Origin of the sequence: Pantoea coffeiphila (genome assembly GCF_016909495.1) — a bacterium.
Classification (GTDB): Bacteria; Pseudomonadota; Gammaproteobacteria; order Enterobacterales; family Enterobacteriaceae; genus Erwinia; species Erwinia coffeiphila.
Genome location: NZ_JAFBFW010000002.1, coordinates 71,706 through 92,811 on the forward strand (window position 1 = coordinate 71,706; position 21,106 = coordinate 92,811).

General features: G+C 53.5%; 20 protein-coding genes. 11 read left to right on the forward strand and 9 right to left on the reverse strand.

From position 1 onward, the window contains the following. Positions 1–392 precede the first annotated feature (392 nt). Entirely contained in the window at positions 393–4,148 is a 3,756-nt protein-coding gene (rne, locus tag JOE09_RS06090) for a ribonuclease E (RefSeq protein ID WP_205065171.1), read from the forward strand. Positions 4,149–4,204: 56 nt separating this feature from the next. On the opposite strand, the gene JOE09_RS06095 is transcribed toward rne, so the two are convergent. The 5 genes from JOE09_RS06095 to rimJ all read right to left on the reverse strand — a co-directional run bounded on the left by JOE09_RS06095 (position 4,205) and on the right by rimJ (position 8,507). After that, entirely contained in the window at positions 4,205–4,381 is a 177-nt protein-coding gene (locus tag JOE09_RS06095) for a hypothetical protein (protein WP_205065172.1), read from the reverse strand. Between the two features lie 261 nt (positions 4,382–4,642). Further along, complete coding sequence (murJ, locus tag JOE09_RS06100; RefSeq protein WP_205065173.1) at positions 4,643–6,181, reverse strand: murein biosynthesis integral membrane protein MurJ; 1,539 nt, start codon at positions 6,179–6,181, stop codon at positions 4,643–4,645. 147 nt (positions 6,182–6,328) lie between these two features. Further along, on the reverse strand, positions 6,329–7,252 hold the full coding sequence (locus JOE09_RS06105; RefSeq protein WP_205065174.1) for a Gfo/Idh/MocA family protein: 924 nt from the start codon (positions 7,250–7,252) through the stop codon (positions 6,329–6,331). Beyond that, positions 7,253–7,903, reverse strand: coding sequence for a YceH family protein (locus JOE09_RS06110; RefSeq protein ID WP_420830628.1), 651 nt, complete (start codon positions 7,901–7,903; stop codon positions 7,253–7,255). Positions 7,904–7,913: 10 nt separating this feature from the next. Then, entirely contained in the window at positions 7,914–8,507 is a 594-nt protein-coding gene (gene rimJ, locus JOE09_RS06115; protein ID WP_105592822.1) for a ribosomal protein S5-alanine N-acetyltransferase, read from the reverse strand. A 323-nt stretch (positions 8,508–8,830) separates the two neighbouring features. Between rimJ and JOE09_RS06120 the strand changes: the two genes are divergently transcribed. The 6 genes from JOE09_RS06120 (at position 8,831) to solA (ending at position 12,997) form a co-directional block, all read left to right on the forward strand. Next, on the forward strand, positions 8,831–9,394 hold the full coding sequence (locus JOE09_RS06120) for a lipoprotein (RefSeq protein ID WP_105592823.1): 564 nt from the start codon (positions 8,831–8,833) through the stop codon (positions 9,392–9,394). Between the two features lie 139 nt (positions 9,395–9,533). After that, a complete protein-coding gene (gene pyrC, locus JOE09_RS06125; RefSeq protein WP_205065176.1) occupies positions 9,534–10,586 on the forward strand; it encodes a dihydroorotase in 1,053 nt (350 codons plus the stop codon). A gap of 76 nt (positions 10,587–10,662) precedes the next feature. Then, positions 10,663–10,908 carry a DNA damage-inducible protein I gene (gene dinI, locus JOE09_RS06130; protein ID WP_205065177.1) on the forward strand — a complete coding sequence of 82 codons (246 nt, stop codon included), beginning with the start codon at positions 10,663–10,665 and terminating at the stop codon, positions 10,906–10,908. Positions 10,909–11,029: 121 nt separating this feature from the next. Then, positions 11,030–11,305, forward strand: a complete 276-nt coding sequence (locus JOE09_RS06135) for a hypothetical protein (RefSeq protein ID WP_205065178.1) — start codon at positions 11,030–11,032, stop codon at positions 11,303–11,305. Between the two features lie 213 nt (positions 11,306–11,518). Next, the gene (gene bssS / locus JOE09_RS06140; protein WP_105592827.1) at positions 11,519–11,776 is read left to right on the forward strand and encodes a biofilm formation regulator BssS; all 258 of its coding nucleotides are present in this window, start codon (positions 11,519–11,521) and stop codon (positions 11,774–11,776) included. Between the two features lie 108 nt (positions 11,777–11,884). Continuing rightward, positions 11,885–12,997, forward strand: a complete 1,113-nt coding sequence (gene solA, locus JOE09_RS06145; RefSeq protein WP_205065179.1) for an N-methyl-L-tryptophan oxidase — start codon at positions 11,885–11,887, stop codon at positions 12,995–12,997. 51 nt (positions 12,998–13,048) lie between these two features. Here solA and proP read toward each other — a convergent pair whose 3' ends face one another. Then, a complete protein-coding gene (gene proP / locus JOE09_RS06150) occupies positions 13,049–14,527 on the reverse strand; it encodes a glycine betaine/L-proline transporter ProP (protein WP_205065180.1) in 1,479 nt (492 codons plus the stop codon). Positions 14,528–15,119: 592 nt separating this feature from the next. Here proP and JOE09_RS06155 point away from each other — a divergent pair. After that, entirely contained in the window at positions 15,120–15,674 is a 555-nt protein-coding gene (locus tag JOE09_RS06155) for a cytochrome b (RefSeq protein ID WP_205065181.1), read from the forward strand. A gap of 25 nt (positions 15,675–15,699) precedes the next feature. Then, positions 15,700–16,272 (forward strand): YceI family protein, encoded by a 573-nt coding sequence (locus JOE09_RS06160; RefSeq protein WP_200546887.1) that lies wholly within the window; start codon positions 15,700–15,702, stop codon positions 16,270–16,272. Positions 16,273–16,323: 51 nt separating this feature from the next. Here the strand turns inward: JOE09_RS06160 and trhO are convergent, their stop codons facing one another. Continuing rightward, positions 16,324–17,370 (reverse strand): oxygen-dependent tRNA uridine(34) hydroxylase TrhO, encoded by a 1,047-nt coding sequence (trhO, locus tag JOE09_RS06165; protein WP_105592830.1) that lies wholly within the window; start codon positions 17,368–17,370, stop codon positions 16,324–16,326. 444 nt (positions 17,371–17,814) lie between these two features. On the opposite strand from trhO, the gene JOE09_RS06170 reads away from it, so the two are divergent. Then, positions 17,815–18,735 (forward strand): Kdo(2)-lipid IV(A) acyltransferase, encoded by a 921-nt coding sequence (locus JOE09_RS06170; protein WP_205065182.1) that lies wholly within the window; start codon positions 17,815–17,817, stop codon positions 18,733–18,735. Positions 18,736–18,801: 66 nt separating this feature from the next. Here the strand turns inward: JOE09_RS06170 and JOE09_RS06175 are convergent, their stop codons facing one another. Continuing rightward, positions 18,802–20,151 carry a carbohydrate porin gene (locus JOE09_RS06175; RefSeq protein ID WP_205065183.1) on the reverse strand — a complete coding sequence of 450 codons (1,350 nt, stop codon included), beginning with the start codon at positions 20,149–20,151 and terminating at the stop codon, positions 18,802–18,804. Positions 20,152–20,443: 292 nt separating this feature from the next. On the opposite strand from JOE09_RS06175, the gene JOE09_RS06180 reads away from it, so the two are divergent. Then, positions 20,444–20,842: a MysB family protein gene (locus tag JOE09_RS06180; protein ID WP_205065184.1), complete on the forward strand. Its 399-nt coding sequence runs from the start codon at positions 20,444–20,446 to the stop codon at positions 20,840–20,842. A gap of 27 nt (positions 20,843–20,869) precedes the next feature. Here the strand turns inward: JOE09_RS06180 and JOE09_RS06185 are convergent, their stop codons facing one another. Further along, the gene (locus tag JOE09_RS06185; RefSeq protein WP_105592834.1) at positions 20,870–21,103 is read right to left on the reverse strand and encodes a YceK/YidQ family lipoprotein; all 234 of its coding nucleotides are present in this window, start codon (positions 21,101–21,103) and stop codon (positions 20,870–20,872) included. Positions 21,104–21,106 lie beyond the last annotated feature (3 nt).

Here is a 21,106-nt window from a genome sequence, read left to right on the forward strand (position 1 = left end):
AATGTTTCCGTTTTTAACGCGACATCTTGGGAATGCAAGAAAAAGCGTTAACCCAATAGAATTGGGGTGTATTACCAAAATTTTGCCGGATAGCCCATACACGCAGCAATGGCGTAAGACGTATTGTGCAATCAGGCATTTAGCGGGCTGCGGGTTGCAGCCTGGACGAAAAAACGGGATTGGTTCACCTGGTAATCTACTGGCGGTTCCCCCCTTACAAAGCGCTGTTTTTCCATATGTAAAACAGGCTACCGTGATTTTGCGCCCCTTGAGCTGCCGACACCCGAGAGGTTGACGACTAAGCGATGAGACACGGGGCCATCGGTTCAATACGTCCAGCGTTACTTTGCCCGCAGCTTTGTCCCTAATGTAAGAATAATGAGTAAGTTACGATGAAAAGAATGTTGATAAACGCAACTCAGCAGGAAGAGTTGCGTGTGGCTCTCGTAGACGGCCAACGCCTGTACGATCTGGATATTGAAAGCCCAGGACACGAACAGAAAAAAGCCAACATCTACAAAGGCAAGATAACCCGCATTGAACCCAGCCTTGAAGCCGCCTTCGTTGATTACGGTGCTGAAAGACACGGTTTCCTACCTCTGAAAGAAATTTCCCGCGAATACTTCCCCGCTAACTATTCCGCTCACGGCCGCCCTAATATCAAGGACGTACTCCGTGAAGGTCAGGAAGTTATTGTCCAGATTGATAAAGAAGAACGTGGCAACAAAGGCGCAGCCTTAACCACCTTTATCAGCCTGGCGGGAAGCTATCTGGTTCTGATGCCGAACAACCCGCGTGCTGGCGGTATTTCTCGCCGTATTGAAGGTGATGATCGCACAGAACTGAAAGAGGCGCTCTCTTCGCTGGAACTGCCGGATGGCATGGGACTGATCGTTCGCACCGCCGGTGTCGGTAAATCAGCCGAAGCGCTGCAGTGGGATCTGAGCTTCCGTATGAAGCACTGGGATGCCATTAAGAAAGCCGCTGACAGCCGCCCTGCTCCGTTCCTGATCCATCAGGAAAGCAACGTGATTGTCCGCGCATTCCGCGACTACCTGCGTCAGGATATCGGTGAAATCCTTATCGATAACCCGAAAGTGCTTGAGCTGGCTCGTCAGCACATTGCCGCTCTCGGACGCCCTGACTTCAGCAGCAAAATTAAACTGTACACCGGTGAGATCCCGCTGTTCAGCCATTACCAGATTGAGTCGCAGATTGAGTCCGCCTTCCAGCGCGAAGTGCGTCTGCCGTCCGGTGGTTCCATTGTTATCGACAGCACCGAAGCCCTGACCGCTATCGATATCAACTCGGCGCGCGCAACCCGCGGCGGCGACATTGAAGAAACCGCATTTAACACTAACCTTGAAGCGGCCGATGAAATTGCCCGCCAGCTGCGCCTGCGCGACCTGGGCGGTCTGATCGTTATCGACTTCATTGATATGACCCCGGTTCGCCACCAGCGCGCGGTTGAAAACCGCCTGCGTGAAGCGGTGCGCCAGGATCGTGCGCGAATTCAGATCAGCCATATTTCACGATTTGGTCTGCTGGAGATGTCACGTCAGCGCCTCAGCCCGTCACTGGGTGAGTCCAGCCATCACGTCTGCCCACGCTGTAGCGGTACCGGCACCATCCGTGATAACGAGTCGCTGTCGCTGTCTATTCTGCGTCTGATTGAAGAAGAAGCGCTGAAGGAAAACACTAAAGAAGTCCACGCCATCGTTCCGGTGCAGGTTGCGTCCTATCTGCTAAACGAAAAACGCGATGCCGTCAGTGCTATCGAGAAGCGTCAGGGTGGCGTTCGTGCCATCATCGTGCCAAACGATCAGATGGAAACCCCGCACTACTCGGTACTGCGCGTTCGTACCGGCGAAGAAACTCAGACGCTGAGCTATCACCTGCCTAAGCTGCACGAAACCGAAATGGCGCTGCCTTCGGAAGAAGAACGTGCCGAGCGTAAGCGCCCTGAACAGCCTGCGCTTGCCGCCTTCGTGATGCCTGATGCACCTCCGGCACCGCAGGAAACCAGCAGCGATGTCACTGCGGTTCCAGTAAGCAAAAAGCCGGTTGAAAAAACCCCAGCAGAGCCTGCACAGCCGGGTCTGATTAGTCGCTTCTTTAGTGGTCTGAAAAAGCTGTTTGCCGGTGAAGAAAAAACCGTTGAACAGGCTCAGCCAGTTACCGAGAAAAAAGCGACCGATAGCGCTGCACCACGTGGCGATCGTCGTAACAATCGTCGTCAGAACAACAACCGTCGCGATCGCAACGGTGAGCGTACTGAACGTAACGATCGTAATGAGCGTAACGACCGCAGTGAACGTAGCGACCGCAACGAGCGCAACGACCGCAATGCCGATCGTACTGAGCGTAGCAACGACCGTTATAACGATCGTAATGAGCGTTCTGAACGCAATACCGATCGCAATGACCGTAACGATCGTAACGACCGCAATAGTTCTCGCGACCGTAACAATGAAGCGCGTGAAGGCCGCGATGACAATCGTCGTAACAAGCGTAACGTTGCCACGCAGGTTGAGCAGGCAGACGATCGTCAGAATCTGAACGAAGAGAATCGTGCAGAGCAGCAGCCGCGGCGTGAACCTCGCGCAGATCGCCAGCGTCGTCGCCAGGAAGAAAAGCGCCCGGTAGTGCAGGAAGAGAAAGTCATTGAGCAGGCCGTTGCTGCCGTTGATGAAAATATCGATGCGCTGGAAGAAAATGTGCAGGTGATGCCGCGTCGTAAACCGCGCCAGCTGAACCAAAAAGTACGCATTGAAACCGCAGAGCAAACGGCAGCCCGTACCTTCCGCCCGGAAGAGACTGAGGCAGTCCCTGCTCCAGCTGCTCAGCCAGCCGCGGCAGAAACGCCAAGCGAAAGCTTCGATAATGACGATCGTGACAGCAACAACATGCCGCGTCGTTCACGCCGTTCGCCACGCCATCTGCGCGTTAGCGGCCAGCGTCGTCGTCGCTACCGCGATGAGCGTTACCCAACACAGTCGCCAATGCCGTTGACCAGTGCTGCTGCATCGCCAGAAATGGCATCAGGAAAAGTGTGGATCTCCTACCCTGTTGCTCAGGCAAGCGATGAAGTAGAGCAGGAACAGTCCGTTGTTCCAGCTTATGGTCATGCTGATGTCGACAACGACGTCGCTGAAGCTCCGGCAGCAGTTGAAGTGGCGGCAGCGGCAAGCGTAGCCGTTGCTTCTGCTACTGTGGCATCGTCTCAAGCCGTTGAGGCACCGGCAGCACCTGTCGCTCCTCAGGTAGAAGCCGCATCGGTTGAATCTGCGCCAGTGTCGGCAGAAACTTCACCGGTAGAAGCTACCCCAGCGGTAGCGGAGGCGCCGCAGGCTGAAGCTGCTCCTGTACAGGTTGAAGCAACACCGGTGCAGGCTGAAGAAACCACGTCAGTGCAGGAAGATGTTATAACGGCTGAAGTCGCCCCGGCTGCAGCGATCCCGACTGCAGAAGTTGTGGAATCTGCTCCAGTAATCGAAACACCGATTGCCGCGGCGCCAGTCACCGTCGCCGAAGAAGTTCAGCCAGAAGCTCAGCCGGTTCATATCTCTGAACCGCTGCCGGAAGAGCAACAGCCACAGGTTACCGTGGTGAACACCGATGAAACTGCCGCTATCGAAACACCGGCAACAGAGGTCCCTTCAGTTATTCCTCCAGCGAAAGAGAGCGTTGCCGCTGAGACTGTCGCGGAAGCCGTATCGGCTGCCGAAGAGCCTCAGGCTGAATTCGCCCCGGTTGATGCCGTTGCGGATATCGTTGAGCAGCAGCAGATTGCTGAAGCAGCGAGCGAACTGGCAGAGCAGGCTCCGACGAGCGTCAGCGCGGAAACCACTCAGCAGGTCGCTGAAGTACTGAACGTGAGCACTGCGGTGAGTGAAGATGCGCCGATCGTTAGCGAACCGCATGCGCCAGTACCGGCACGCGATAAGCCGGTGAGTGATGCAGCCGCCCACGGTAGCTTTAAGCATCATGCCAGCGCGCCAATGACCAGTGCTCCAGCTCCGGCATATCAGCCAGAACCAGCACCTCAGAGTGACTGGGTGCGCCCTGACTTCAACTTTGAAGGTAAAGGTTCTGCCGGTGGCCACGCGGCCTCTCATCAGGCTACCGCTCCGGCAACCCGTCCTTAAGCGTTATTTTTAACGCTGAAGTGAAATCCAGCCCTGGCCAACGTGCCGGGGCTTTTTTATGCCTGTGGGATGAGCATTTTTCCTTCAATCCCTGCCAAACGCACTTCCCTTAACGTTGCGAACGACGACTCAGACTTGACCCGCCGCATCAGCATCAGCATCAGCATCAGCATCAGCATCAGCATCAGCATCAGCATCAGCATCAGCATCAGCATCAGCATCAGCATCAGCATCGTATATTCTCAGCTTTTGCTAATGGTGGCCTCAATTTAAAAAGGAGGATATCTAATAAATTCTCTTCCGGACTGGCGTTAAAGCTGCCCTCCTCATCGATTAATTCAGCAAAAGCGGCAGGCTATTCTCTGAGGTTGAAATCATTAAGCAATAAACCAGTCATCCAACAGACTGCACTTCAATCCCGTTTTCAGGCGAAAAAAAAATCGCCCGAAGGCGATTCTTATTCAGTGTTGATCCGTATCGTTCAACGCACGACGTTAAGCCACCGTCCGGCGTGCAAAGTCACGCAGCCGGAAGCCCAGCAGCATCAGCACGGCGAAGTATACTCCCCCACCCACCGCACAAACCGCCGCCAGGCGGATCAGACGCCACAGCATATTGCCCGTCGCCCAGTCAGGCATCACGTACAGCACACCCAGTAACGCAGCGGCCATCGCCACCACGGCGAACAGCAGACGTACCAGGAAGCTGCGCCAGCCCGGCTGCGGCTGGAAGATATCCTGCTTGCGGAGCTGCCAGTAAAGCAGTGCCGCATTAAGGCAGGCTGCAAGGCCAATCGACAGCGACAGTCCGGCGTGCTTCAGCGGGCCAATAAATGCCAGGTTCATTACCTGAGTCATTACCAGCGTCACCATGGCGATTTTTACCGGGGTTTTAATGTCCTGACGCGAGTAAAAACCGGGGGCCAGTACCTTAACCACGATTAGCCCCATCAAACCAACCGAATAGGCAATCAGCGCGCGCTGGGTCATCGCCGCGTCGAATGCGGTGAATTTTCCGTACTGGAACAGCGCCACGGTCAGGGGTTTCGCCAGAATACCCAAAGCCACCGCACTCGGTAACGCCAGCAGGAAGCACAGGCGCAGGCCCCAGTCCATCAGGCGCGAATATTCGTCCTGGTTACCGCTGGCAAAGCTTTTTGCCAGCGACGGCAGCAGAATAGTGCCCAACGCCACGCCCAGAACACCGGACGGAAACTCCATCAGGCGGTCGGCGTAATACATCCAGGAAACCGAACCGGAGGCGAGGAAAGAGGCGAAAATGGTATTGATGATCAACGAGATCTGGCTGACGGAAACACCGAGGATCGCCGGCCCCATTTGACGCATTACCCGCCAGACGCCGGCATCTTTCAGGTTCAGCCGGGGCAGAACCAGCATGCCGATTTTTTTCAGATGCGGCAGCTGATAGCCCAGCTGCAGCACACCACCCGCAACCACCGCCCAGGCCAGCGCCATGACAGGAGGATTGAAGTGCGGTGCGGCAAACAGCGCAAAGCCGATCATACTGACGTTAAGCAGGGTCGGAGCAAAGGCGGGCACTGAGAAGCGGTTCCACGTATTGAGGATCGCCCCGGCCAGCGATGCCAGCGAAATCAGCAGGATGTAAGGAAAAGTCACCCGCAACAGGGATGAAGTCAGCGCGAATTTATCGGCCGTATCGGCGAATCCGGGTGCCGTGACCAGAATAACCCAGGGCGCGGCAAACATACCCAGAAGGGTGATAACCGCCAGCGCCAGGGTCAACAGACCCGATACATAAGCCACGAATATCCGCGTAGCTTCTTCACCCTGCTTGCTTTTATATTCGGCAAGGATCGGCACAAAAGCCTGAGAGAATGCGCCTTCCGCAAAGATCCTGCGCAGCAGATTAGGTAATTTGAACGCCACAAAAAAGGCGTCGGTGGCCATGCCTGCGCCAAAGATTCGCGCCACAATCGCGTCACGTGCAAATCCCAGCACACGAGAAAACAGGGTCATAGAACTGACCGCTGCGAGTGATTTCAACAGGTTCATGTGTTTCCTGATTTGGGTTTTCCGGCCATCGGAGTGGCCGGAATAAGGTGGGGGATAGTCTACGGAAATGAAAGGAAATAACCACTCACGATTGTTACACCCTATAAACCCATCGCCTCTGTTGGGATGGGTGCAGGGTTAAGCTAATCAGCCGCGATCCGCGTCACGCCAGAGTTTTTCCACTAAGCGCTGTGCGAGCAGAGCCTGCTCACCACTAATCTCCGGCATTGTCTGATTTTCAATGCTGCGGATAAAATGATGCGCGGCACCGGCAAAACCTCGCTGCTCCAGGGTACTTTGCCAGCCCGGAACCGGATCGATGACGATACGCCCCCCGCTCTCCTGCTGCCAGTCGCGCATATCGCCGATGCGGAATACCGCCCCGTCGTCCACCGCCTGTACCGTTTCCATCTGGCTACCGGCGCGGCGATGCATACTGGTGGTCACCTGGGCATTGCCAACGCGGAAATGATGCTCGGCATACAGCAGCTGCCCCTGCGGATTGGTTTGCAGTACGCCGCTTTTCAGATCGCCATCCCCGCCCCCCAGCCAGAGCGCCGTATCCACAACATGCAGGTAGTCATCCAGCAGGGTGAACAGCGCATCCTGCGGTCCTACGCTGTCGCTGCGATGTTTATCCATGCGTAATGAGGCAGGCTGAGAAAGTGCAGCGCGCAGCTGCAGATAGCGCGGCGCAAATCGACGGTTAAAGGCCACCATCAGCTTGCGGCCTCTCGACGCGGCAAGTTCCACCAGCTGTTCTGCTTCGTCATAGGTGGCCGCCAGCGGTTTATCAACGCAGACGTCAACCCCGGCACGTAACAGCATATCAACAATGCCAAAATGGCTGGCGGTACTGCTGTGTACAAAAACGGCATCGCTGACCGCAGCCAGATCGTTAAGGGAAGCCAGTAGCGGAATGCGATAAGCGTCGCAGACCGGCCGCGCCTTTTGTTGATTGGGCGAATACGCGCCTGAAATCGTCCAGCCGTCAGTACGGGTAACCACCGGTAGCCAGGCTTTCTGCGCAATGCCGCCAAGGCCGACAATACCTACTCTTAGCGCGGCCATTTATTCACCGTCCCGGTTTTCAAGCAGTGCGGCCAGCTGCTGTTTCAGCTGTGCCACTTCCCGTTCCAGTTGATCCACGCGCGTACTCAGCCCTTCATCGGCAACATCACTGTCGCCACCTGCCAGGCTGGCCTCATCCGGCTCTCCACTGAAAAGATGCATATAGCGGCTTTCACGCTTGCCGGGTTCCCGCGCCAGGCGAACCACCAACGCACCGCTTTCGCGCTTGCTCAGCCCTTCCAGCGTCTGTTCAACTTCCGCCATATCGCTAAAGTCATGCATCCGAGAACTGCGAGTACGCAGCTCACCGGGCGTCTGCGCCCCGCGTAGCAGTAACGTGGTAATCAGCGCCACTTCCGCAGAGCTGAATTTAAGCTGGCCAAACTCAGAGTTGCAGAAACGCTGCTCATATTTCACCACCCGGCTGCCAAAACCACTGATGGCCGTGAGCTGATGTTTTTTAACCAGCAGATCCAGGGTGTTTTGCACCTCGCTCTCGCTGAGCGTCATTACCGGTTCACGGTTAGATTTCTGATTGCAGGCGGTAACCACGCCGTTTAACGACATCGGATACTGGTCGGGGGTAGTGACCTGCTTCTCCAGCAGGCAGCCAACAACTCGCGCTTCAATCGCGCTGAAAGGGCTTTTAATCATGATAACGTTACGCTCCACGCCGTTCAGGCAGCCATTCGTGCCAGGTCAACGCCGTCAGGACATGATCCTGCCAGCGTCCGTCAATTAACAGATAGTCTTTGGCATAGCCTTCTTTTTCAAAGCCGAGGCGCGCCAGTAAATCGCCGCTACGCTGATTGTGCGGCATATAGTTCGCCATAATACGGTGCATACGCTGCTGACGCTGCATGTAGCGAATAGCGGTCTGCAGCGCTTCGAACATCATTCCCTGCCCCTGCCACTTTTCGCCCAGAGAGTAACCGAGATAACAGGCGTGAAACGATCCGCGCAGTACATTGCTAAAGTTAGCCACGCCGCGAATTTCATTTTCATCCGGGTCCATCACCGCGAAATAGAAGGCGCTGCCCTGCTTTTGCATTTCCGCGATGAGTCCCAGCCGCGCCTGCCAGCCGGAGGGGTAACAGTGGCTGTCGTCCCGAACCGGCTCCCACGGTTTAAGGAAAGCCCGGTTCTCAGAATAGTAATCAGCCAGGCGCCAGGCATCACGCTCATGGACCAGCCGCACGACCAGCCGGTCAGTAGTCAGGCGCACTTTCGGCGCAGCGGTACGATAGCCAAACATCTTTTCTCCTGAAATCCGTGGCCGGGTCAATATTCTCACTTATCAGGCCGGTTGCATCTTAAGGTGCTGGCCTCGCTGTCTGCCACTATACCTGCCATCAGAATCCCTGGAAAATACTGACAACAAAAAATGTGTGAAACAAACATGAAAAATACAGACGAATAAGAACAGGGTTCACGGAGTATTTTCAAATAGTCCGACATATTCAGTTGTGATTTTCCTTGAGGGTAATCGGCTTTGTCCTGGTGACGAATCAGGCCACGTGGTGCATGCTATCCCTCTGGCCGGATTGGAAACTGCCGGTGTAATAACAGAGGATAATTATGAAGAAACGTTATTTTGGTCTGTGTGCCCTGCTGTTAGCAGGCTTACTCACCGGTTGTAATCAGATTGCACAGTACAGTATCAGCGAGCAGGAAATTAATCAGGCGCTGGTTAAGCACAATAACTATGAAAAACAGATCGGTGTTCCTGGCCTGGTTGATGCGCATATTGTTCTCAACGATCTGAACAGTCAGATTGGTCGTGAAGAACCCAATAAAGTCACACTGACGGGAAATGCCAAAGTCAACATCAGCTCGCTTTTCGGCCCACAGCAGGCGGATATGAAGCTGAAAATGAAAGCGCAGCCTACCTTTGATGCCGCCGCGGGTGCCATCTATCTGAAGGATATGGAGCTGGTTGACGTTGAGGTACAGCCGGAAAAAATGCAGGGTGTGCTAAAAACGCTGACTCCTTATCTTAATGAATCACTGAAAAACTACTTCAATCAGAAACCGGCCTATGTGTTAAGTACCGACCGCAGTAAAGCGGAATCGCTGGCCAAACGCTTTGCCAAAGGGCTGGAAGTGAAGCCTGGCGAGCTGGTGATCCCGTTCACTGACTGATGCCATGACGGTACGGAGGTTTTCCGTACCGTTTTTCACTTATCCGTCATAAACCTGGTGCATTCCCCTCGCTTTATCCCTATCCTTAGTACCCGGCCAAAACCTGCCATTACCTTTCTCTTTTGCCGGAGCACATCGCATGACCGCACAACCTCAGCAGTTAATTATTCGCCGCCCTGACGACTGGCACATCCATCTGCGCGATGGAGATATGCTGGAAGCGGTAGTGCCCTTTACCAGTGAGGTCTGTGGCCGCGCGATTGTGATGCCAAACCTGGTGCCGCCGGTGACCAGCGTCGCCGCCGCCCGTGCCTACCGTGAGCGTATTCTGGCTGCGGTTCCTGCCGGGCACGCATTTACCCCGCTGATGACGTGCTATCTCACCGATGGCCTCGATCCTGATGAAATTGAAAAAGGTTTCCGCGAGGGCGTATTTACCGCCGCGAAACTTTATCCTGCGCATGCCACCACTAACTCGGCGCACGGCGTGACCAGCATCGCCACCATTGCGACCGTACTGGAGCGGATGCAAAAAATCGGCATGCCGCTGCTGATCCACGGTGAAGTGACCGATGCCCATATTGATATCTTCGACCGCGAAGCGCGCTTTATCGAAACCGTGCTGCAACCGCTGCGCAAGCAGTTCCCGGAGTTGAAAGTGGTGTGCGAACATATCACCACCAAAGAAGCTGCCGCTTTTGTTCTGGAAGGCAACGAGTTCCTTGGCGCCACCATTACCCCTCAGCATCTGATGTTTAACCGCAATCACATGCTGGTCGGTGGCGTTCGCCCGCACCTTTACTGCCTGCCGATTCTGAAGCGTAATATCCACCAGCAGGCACTGCGTGATGCGGTCGCCAGCGGTAACCGTCGTTTCTTCCTCGGGACTGATACCGCTCCGCACACCCGCGATCGCAAAGAAGCCAGCTGCGGCTGTGCCGGGGTATTCAATGCGCCGTCCATGCTGTCGGCCTACGCGACGGTGTTTGAAGAAATCGGCGCGCTGGAGCATTTCGAGGCGTTCTGCTCTGAAAATGGCCCGAACTTCTACGGCCTGCCGCTGAACGAGGGTACCATCACGCTGGAACGCCAGCCGTGGACCGTGGCCGAAAGCGTTGCCGTGGGTAACGATGGCCATACCGTCATTCCGTTCCTCGCCGGTGAAACCCTGAACTGGCGCGTTAAAGCATAAGCATTTTTTGCTGATGCGGTGATTGCCTTCGGTTAACTTACTGTATATATTTACAGTAAATAAACCGGAGGCTCTCATGCGTGTAGAAGTCACTGTAGCAAAAACCACCTCACTGCCTGCTGGCGCGATTGAAGCGCTGACGCAGGAACTCAGCAAAAGAATTGATAAACAGTTTCCAGACGGCACCAATACTATTTCGGTGCGCTACGCCGGTGCCAATAGCCTGACGGTGATGGGCGGCGGTAAAGAGGCTAAAGATCTCATTAGCGAAATTTTACAGGAAACCTGGGAAAGCGCCGACGACTGGTTTATTACCGATTAAGCCCTGCCTTTTTATATTGTCTTTCTGCGCGATCGCGGCCTTCCAGGGGATAGACGACTTTCGAATTATCCCCTAATCTGAATCACTCATCCCGCCGTTGTTTATTACCGAGGTGTCGTTAATGGCTCATGACAATCCTGAACAGGCAATGACTTTTGGGGAGCTCCTGGAAGTGATCGGCGAGCAGCAGCGCCGCCTTACCGTGTTGGAAAACGCCTTTTCCTGGCTCACCTTCTGCCTGGATGATAAATCCAACCAGCTGTTAATCCACAGCCTGCGGCTGGAAGGGCAAAATCAAAATCGCGACGAGCCGCTGCAAAAACAGTTCATCAGCTTTGCCGACGATATTGAAAAACGCCTTGGTTTGTCTGCCGCGCAGCCGGACACCCCCGAGTGAGAAAATTCTGGTTTGATAACCGGAGTGACTATTTTTCACTCACACTCGTACAATTAATGTTCAAATAATGCACTGCTGTTTACCGTTCAAAAATATAATTCTGTCATACTAAAAAGTGCTGTTATAATTACAAAGCTGTAATAAAAGAAGCCGCATTGAACCTCGATAAATAACTTCGTTGTCATCATTAACACGAGTAATAAGGGGGTTATAATGGACAGAAACAACAAAGATGTCATCCAGACACATCCCCTCATCGGATGGGATATCAGTACAGTAGACAGCTATGATGCAATGATGATTCGTCTGCATTCCCTGTCCTCCAATGAGCAACACAGTGATGAAGCCGAAGTTGGCCAGACCTATTGGCTGACCACAGATGTCGCTCGCCAGTTTATTTCCATCCTTGAAGCTGGCATTGCCAAGATCGAAGCGACCGATTACCAGGACCGCGATTACAAGAAGCACTGATCTTCAATCTGTTCCACACCGACAGGCACCCCACTGGGTGCCTTTTTCATGCCCGCAATAATTTGTTATTCTGCACGGAATAGTGTTCCAACCAGAGGCCGGGTAAAAATGGTTTACGATTTAATTGTGGTGGGCAGTGGTTCCGTTGGGGCCGCCGCCGGGTGGTATGCAACGCGTGCCGGATTGAAAGTGCTGATGATTGACCGCGCCCATCCTCCCCACGCGGCAGGAAGCCACCATGGAGAAACCCGTCTGATTCGCCATGCCTACGGTGAGGGCGCACGCTATGTGCCAATGGTGCTCCGCGCCCAGCAGCTGTGGGACGCGCTGGAGAAAGAGTGTGGCGAACAGATTATGCATCGCAGCGGCGTACTGAACCTGGGGCCGGAAAACGCCGAGTTCATCCAAAACGTCATCGGCAGCGCGCGCGAGTTTAATCTTGAGGTGCAGATCCTGCGGGGTGATGAGATAACCTCCCGCTGGCCGCAGATCAGCGTGCCTGAGGGCTATATTGGGGTCTTTGAGCCGCGTTCCGGCTACCTGAAATCCGAGCTCGCCATTAAAAACTATATCCGCCTGGCCAAAGAGGCGGGCTGCGCCCAGCTTTTCAACTGCGAGGTCACTGCGATCGATGAGCAGGATGGCCTGCAGACGGTCACTACACCTGAAGGCGTCTATCAGGCACGTAAGCTGCTGTTGAGCGCAGGAACCTGGGTCAAAACGCTTTATCCTTCTCTACCGGTCACCCCGGTGCGTAAGGTGTTTGCCTGGCACCAGGCGGATGGCCGGTACAGTGAGAACAACAAGTTCCCGGCGTTCACCGCCGAAATGCCGGACGGCATTCACTATTACGGCTTCCCGGCAGATAATAACGCCATCAAAATTGGCAAACACGAAGGCGGGCAGCCGATTGATGCTCCTGAACAGCGTAAACCGTTTGGCAGCGTGGCGGAAGACGGCAGCGAACTGTTTGGTTTTTTACGCCAGTTCCTGCCGGGCGTTGGTGTTTGCCTGCGCGGTGAGTCCTGCACCTATGACAACTCGCCGGATGAGGACTTCATCATTGATACCTTTGCCCACCCTGACCGGCTGATTATCACAGGCTTAAGCGGGCACGGCTTTAAGTTCGTCAGCGTGCTGGGCGAAGTTGCAGCACAGTTTGCCGCAGGTAAAAGCAGCGAGTTTGATTTAACGCCGTTCAGCCTTACCCGTTTTTCCTAAAAAAACGGCTCAATTCTGAGCCGTTTTTATTTGCATAGTTTCTGCTGAACATTACTTCTTGATTTCGCTCGCCAGCGCTTTCTGACTACGCAGGCGCAGCTTATTGACCAGACGATGCGCCTCGGCACGGCTGCCAACCGAAGGGGCAGAACCGCGCAGCGGCTTACGTGCCGTTTCGCGCAGGGTGAAGACGGTAATCACACCAATCGCACCGGCTCCCATCAGGTAGTATGCCGGCATTAGCAGATTACCGGTTTTCTCCACCAGCCAGGTGGTGACCAGCGGAGTGGTGCCGCCGAACAGCGAAACCGAGAGGTTAAAACCAATCGCCAGCGCACTGTAGCGAATATCGGTGGCAAAGAGTGCAGGTAGCGTGGCCGGCATTGAACCGCTGAAGCAGGTATGCAGCGCACCGAGAATAATCAATCCGAGGAAGACCAGCAGCATATTCCCCGTGCCTATTAACATCATGCAGGGGATCGCCAACAGGATCAGGCCAACCGCACCGCCCCAGATAACCGGACGACGACCAAGGCGATCGTTCCAGTGCCCCCAGAACAGCGTCAGCGGCATCATGACAAACATCACCACCAGAATAAGCAGCAGGCTGCTTAACTCGCTCAGACCGAGTATGCCGGTCAGATAGCTCGGCATATATGAGGTCAGCATATAGTTTGAGACGTTAAACAGCAGCACCAGGCCAATACACTTCAGCATCTGCGCTCTATAAGTCTTCAACATCGCCCACAGCCCCATCTGCGGTTTGCTATGTTCAAGCTGCTCCTGTTTTTCCATATGCTTCTGAAACGCCGGGGTCTCTTCCAGCTTTAGTCGAATATAGAGGCCAAACAGTCCCAGCGGCGCCGCGATAAAGAACGGGATGCGCCAGCCCCAGTCGAGCAGTGCCTGCTCAGGCATCGCCGCTGTCAGGCAGGTTACCAACCCAGCTCCCAGCAGATAACCGCCGAGCGTACCGAACTCCAGCCAGCTGCCCATAAATCCACGGCGCTCATCGGTAGAATATTCCGCGATAAAAGTAGCCGCACCGCCGTACTCGCCACCGGTAGAGAATCCCTGCAGCAAACGTGCCAGCAGCAGCAGCACCGGAGCATAGATGCCGATTGAGGCATACCCGGGGATCAGGCCGATACAGAATGTGCCAATCGACATCAAAATCATAGTCAGTGCCAGTACTTTCTGGCGGCCAATGCGATCGCCCAACGGGCCGAACACTAAGCCTCCCAGAGGCCGAACCAGAAATGCCGCAGCAAACGCGCCAAATGTGGCTAACAGCTGAGCGGCAGGGCTGCCGCCGGGGAAGAAGACCTTACCTATGGTTACGGCAAGATAGCTATAGACGCCAAAATCAAACCACTCCATGGCATTACCTAGAGCAGCCGCACCCACGGCGCGCTTAAGCATGTCTTTATCGACGATGGTAATGTCGTCAACACTCAGCTCTTTTTTAGCTGATTTTTTTTGCCAGAAATGTTTTTTTTGCGATGCATTGTGATCGGATAAGTTGCTCATAGCGCTCCCTGTCACGCAGTAGATTGAGCAGCCTTATAGCTTTCGTCGCCAGATCGAGCAGGAATACATAAAGGGGAAGAAAGCTATAACGCAGCGAAATGTGAGATGACGATAAGCAACGAATACCGCTGGCACCCTTGCTTACGTATCTTTAATGTATACAAAATTCCGATATTTTTCAAATTAACCGCATTTTAAGCCAAATTACCTAAAGTTAGTGTGATTAACAAATATCGAAATATCACTTCCTGGTTGTTTCCACCACTGAAACTATCCACAAGAGAAAGATATTAGTATTTTTAATATATTTTTATCGGCGATGATTGACAAAAAATGACAAAAAATTGACATTAATCGATAAAATAAACAAAAAAATAGAATATGTTTTTACAAAATCGAAATGATTAAAACTCAACCATAAAGCCACAAACCACTACTAACCCGCAAAAACAAACTGCTTTACTGAGTGTTTTTCGCAATTAATATTCAAATAATTTCACATAAAAAAATATTTTGTCATTAGAGGAAATTAGCTATTGATTTTAACCTTTCACCTGGCCAGTCTTAACAAAAAAATGACAACCGGTGAATTATGCAGTGGAAAAATAGCGTTACCCGTTATGGCTCTTTGAGCATCAGTCTGCACTGGCTGGTGGCCATCGCTGTCTATGGCATGTTCGCCTTCGGACTCTGGATGGTGACACTCGGCTATTACGATACCTGGTATCACAAAGCACCAGAGCTGCATAAAAGTATCGGTATGGTGCTGTTCGCCGTAATGCTGGTCCGCGTCGTGTGGCGTTTTGTCTCCCCACCGCCAAAACCACTCAGCACATACTCGCCCCTCACTCGCTATAGCGCGATTGCAGCGCACCTCCTCCTGTATGGGGTGCTGTTTGCTATTTTGTTTAGCGGCTATCTGATTTCTACCGCTGAAGGAAAACCGATTAACGTCTTCGGCGTGGTTCCTGTACCTGCCGCGTTTTCCGACCTCGGTGAACAGGCGGACCTGGCCGGGGATATCCATCTTTGGCTGGCCTGGGGGGTGGTTATCCTGTCAGGGCTTCACGGGTTTGCCGCACTGAAGCACCACTTTATTGATAAAGATATTACGTTGAAACGGATGCTGGGTTCCCGCATCGATTAACCTTTGGAAAAGGAGAAGTCTCGTGTTGAAGAATACTATTCTGGGATTAACCACCGCCGCACTGCTGATGACCGCCGGAACTGCCGCAGCGGCTGATTATAAAATTGATAAAGAAGGCCAGCACGCCTTCGTTCAGTTCCGCATTAAGCACCTTGGCTACAGCTGGCTGTACGGCAGCTTTAAAGATTTCGACGGGGGATTCACCTACGATCAGGCCGATCCGTCCAAAGATAAAGTCAACGTAACGATCAATACCGGCAGCGTCGATACCAACCATGCCGAGCGCGATAAACACCTGCGCAGTGCCGATTTCCTTAATGCCAGTAAATTCCCGCAGGCGACCTTCACCTCAACCGGCGTAACGAAAAACGGCGATGCCCTGAACGTGGACGGTAATCTGACGCTGAACGGCGTGACTAAGCCGGTGAAGCTGGAAGCGAAGCTGACTGGAGAAGGTAAAGATCCGTGGGGCGGCGAGCGAGCAGGCTTCGAGGCAACCGGCAAATTTGCGCTGAAAGATTTTAATATCAAATCCGATTTAGGCCCGGCTTCGCAGGAAGTTGAGTTGATTATTTCCGTTGAGGGCGTGCGTCAGTAAGCACGGAGATCGCCACCTTCCCCGCCGGGGAAGGTGGTGTTTCACTGAATATTACTCTTCAGGAATATGCATCGTAGTACTGAGCAGACCACGCGATTTATTAAAGATTTTATTGCCATTCTCACGGCCGGCACGGCGAGAACGCTGCTCTTCCGGCGACAGCGCCAGCTCCTCCATGCAAATCGGGCTACAGCAGTGATTGAATTTCTCTGCGCAACTCGGGCACTGGATAAACAGCAGATGGCATCCGTCGTTCAGGCAGTTCACGTGCGTATCGCACGGCGCGCCGCACTGGTGGCAGTTGGCAATCACATCTTCTGAGATACGCTCCCCCATACGCTCGTCAAAGACAAAGTTTTTGCCCTTAAAACGCACCGGCAGCCCCTGCTCACGGGCACGACGCGCGTACTCAATAATACCGCCTTCAATGTGATAAACGTTCTCAAAGCCGTTATGGCGCATCCACGCACTGGCCTTTTCACAGCGAATTCCGCCCGTGCAGTACATCACGATTTTTTTGTCTTTGTCCTGCTGCAGCATATCCACGGCCATCGGCAGCTGATCGCGGAAGGTATCCGCCGGGATTTCCATCGCGTTGTCGAAGTGACCCACTTCGTATTCATAATGGTTACGCATATCAACGAAAACGGCTTCCGGATCGTCAAGCATGGCATTCACTTCCGCCGCTTTCAGATAGGCACCCACGTCGCTGGCGTCAAAAGTATCATCGGTAATACCATCGGCAACAATGCGCTCGCGGACTTTAAGACGCAGCACCCAGAAGGATTTACCGTCGTCATCCAGTGCAATGTTCATACGCAGGTTATTCAACTGTGCATGGAACGCATACAGCGTGGATTTCATGGTTTCGTACTGGCTGGCCGGAACGCTGATCTGGGCGTTAATGCCTTCAGCGGCGACATAAACACGGCCAAAAACCTTCAGTTTGGTTAGCGCAACATAAAGTGCGTCGCGGAAGGCTTTTGGATCGTCAATGTTGAAATACTTATAGAAAGATACTGTGGTACGCGGCTCGGTTTCAGCCAGCATGCGTGCCTTCAGCTCTTCATTGGAAACAAGGTTATGTAACACTGGCATGGTGTTCGTTCCTGAATTCTGAATGAGAGAAATTTTTGCGGCGCTATCATACCTGAATTGTAGCGAATTGCACTTGCCGCTGTTGTCCCTGTACAGCTCCCAGGTTCCCGATACCTCATCGACTTTACATGTCTATTCAGTCGGATAAAAGTCCATCACGTAAAGTTCAGTACCAGGAAAAAACCGCAGGCACATGCTATGATCGCATTCAGGCGGGAATGGTGTCAGCCATTTTCGGCCTGTGGGGAATCGAGTAACTCAGGCATTCGGAGTGAGATTACTGGAAAATATTAACTATCATTGACGGGATTAGTGACTGGTTTTTCGAATAAAAATCACCCAAACGGCGCGTTATTTCGCGGGATATACAATAAATGGCACAATACGCCATAAATAAACCCCTATGGACAGGATAACATTTCCCCCTTTACGATCTGGAAACTCATGACTCAGCTGCCCCAATTTAGCCGCGCATTGCTGCATCCTCGTTATTGGTTTACCTGGTTGGGTATTGCCCTGCTTTATGTTCTGGTCCTGTTACCCTACCCGGTGCTCTATTACATCGGATGTGGCCTTGGGCGATTTTCAATGCGCTTTCTTAAACGCCGCGTAAGCGTCGCCAGACGTAATCTTGAACTTTGCTTCCCGGAGATGCCCGTAGCTGAACGCGAAGCGATGGTAGTCCGTAATTTTGAATCACTGGGAATGGGCCTGATAGAGACCGGCATGGCCTGGTTCTGGCCGGACTGGCGGGTAAGCCGCTGGTTTCAGGTCAGCGGGCTTGAACATATCGCGAAAGCCGCAACCGACAAAAAAGGGGTGCTGCTGATCGGCATGCATTTTCTGACGCTGGAACTGGGCGCGCGAATTTTCGGTATCCATAACCCCGGTATTGGCGTTTATCGCCCAAATGACAACGCGCTGCTGGACTGGCTGCAAACCTGGGGACGTATGCGTTCAAACAAGAGCATGCTGGACCGCAAAGATCTTAAGGGAATGATTCGCGCGCTGAAAAATGGCGACATCATCTGGTATGCACCGGACCACGATTACGGCCCCAAAAGCAGCGTGTTTGTTCCCTTTTTTGCCGTGGAGCAGGCCGCCTCAACGAAAGGCAGCTATCTGTTAATCCGCAGCGGTAATCCAGCGGTCATTCCTTTTGTACCTCGCCGTCTGCCGTCCGGGAAAGGTTATGAGATGGTGATCCTGCCGGAAGAACGGGATATCCCCCTGGAAAATGAAAGCGCCACCGCCGCACGGATGAACAAGATTGTGGAGCACGGCGTGCTGATGGCCCCCGAGCAGTATATGTGGCTGCACCGCCGTTTTAAAACTCGACCGGAAGGCGAGCCTTCACTTTACTGACCCGTCGCGTTATTCCTGCCAGACCGCGTTGCCGGGCTGGCAGGCACTCCTCAAACCGTTATCGATTTAGAACGTAATGTCCCCGGCAATACCGCCAACAAACGCGTCCTGCACCTGATCAACACCGCCCGGTTTAGTAATCAGCTGTAAGTTAGGCCGAATGCTGAGCCAGCGCGTTGCTTTCACATTGTAATAGACCTCATAGTTCCACTCCGATCCTTTCTGCAGCGGCATATAGGACATATCGTGATAGTCGCTAACGCCCTTGTCCTGGTTCTGCTCATTGCGCATCTTCGCATAGTCGTGGTTGACGTGGATGCGCGCCATGCCGATACCAATTTCATCCTTTGGACGCGCATCGAACGGCCCGGCCCAGGTTAAGGCGAGCGACTGGTAGTTATCCAGTTTTGAGGTTCGGTGATCGTTCATGATGTACTGGAAGTTAATACCGAGGCCACGAGTATTATCGCCACCGGTCGCGGTAAGCCGTTGTTCAGCGAGCAGATAGCCGCCGTAGGCATGATCCGTCTTGCCGTATTTTCCGTCATGCCAGCTGCTGTAATTACCGCCGCTGGTTGAGCTGTAATAGCCCCCCAGACGATAGTTACCCTGGAGTTTGTCAGCCCCCAGTTTCGGCTGCCAGCCGAGCTCCATCGGCACCAGATTTCCCTCGCCGTGGCGCATATCGAAACGGAAGCCGTTGGCTTTGGTATTGTTGACCTTGTTCTGGTTATAAATACCTACCTGCAGATAAAGATCTTCTGGCAGATTCAGTTTCACCCTTCCGCCCCATTGTGATATTGGGGCGTTAAACCAGCGGTCGTTACGCCAGTGCCCGGGCTGTCCGCTCCCCATTGCCCAGTTCTGGAACATCCCCAGTTTTGCCGTATCAAAGTCTTCGTTGGTGGTGACGCGCCCCAGTTTTACATCCAGCCAGTTATTGAACAGGCTTTGATTTAACCAGAATTGCGTCAGGCGCAGATAATCACCACGCGCGGAGATCCCCTGCACGTTGGATAAACCGCCGGTGCGCGGATCGTTAATATGAGAGGTTAAATTTTCACCGGAGCGATTGGTGATTGTGGCCTGGAAGGTTCCCCCCTGCCAGTTCAACAATTTATCCAGATCGAGCGTGCTGCCAAATGTCCACTGGTCGGCATAACGCATGGTGGTTGCCGTACGGTATCCCCCCGCAAGGTTAGCGGCGGATTGCATGGTATAACCCACCTGAAAATCTACGCCGTCATCGGTCAGTTTCTGGCGATACCCGCCCCAGTCCCCCAGCAGCCAGGGAGAGTCCAGCGAAAATGGCGGGGTATCAGCAAGTGTGGAAAACGAAACCAGTGCCAGTCCCAGAGGTAGCAGTCCGGCTTTTTTCTTTTGCCAGGGTTTACGCGTGGTTAAATTCCTTGCCATATCAGTCATCCTTAAATAGTGAAAGTTCGGGGCGGCAGGCCGCCTGGCGGCACATCACTGTGCGCGGCGCTAATTAACCACTTCTCAGGCATTTTCCTTTATTTAAATCGTGCGCTCGGCCGATAAACCGCACAGAGTCGCGTAGACATCGCTGCCTGCGGATGCAGATAGCTGCGCTACAGCAACGCCATCAGCACATCTGGCAAAAATTTCCTCACCGGCTCCTTGCATCTTGAAGCACAGCGACAACACTTAACGATGTTTTTACTTAAACGCCAGCAAGGAGAAGTACATGACCCTTTATGCAACTCTGGAAGAAGCCATCGACGCCGCTCGCGAAGAGTATCTTGCCGCGAATCCGGAAGTGATTGAGGAAGAAGCGTCCGTTGAACAGTTCGCGATGCAGAAATACGTGATGCAGGATGGCGACATCATGTGGCAGGTGGAGTTTTTCACCAACGAAGGTGATGAAGGAGAATGCCTGCCGCTGCGCAGCGGTGAAGCGGCGCAGGCAATTTTTGACGGTGACTTCGACGAGATCGAACTTCGTCAGGAGTGGCTGGCTGAAAATACCCTGCACGAGTGGGATGAGGGCGAATTTCAGCTGGTGCCGCCTGAAGGCAGTGAAGAGGCCGATGCCGCCGCTGAGGAGTGGGAGGATGATAACAGTGAGTCCGACCGCTGGGCATAGGCTTCCGCCAGGCTCAACCCCGGTGTGCTATTCGTAAGGTCCGTGTTTAGCATCTACCGGCAGCAATAACGTATCCACAACCAGCGACAGCGGCAGATCGATAATAGTCAGAAATCGCCAGGGCGTATCCCGAACGTCCCACTGTACACCCGGATAGTACTGATTGCCGTGTCCCTGTCCGGGCACGGCTCTGCTGATAATGCTGCCACAGCCGCTCAGTAGCAGCACGCAAAAACCAACCGTTAAACTACGTAAGAACATACT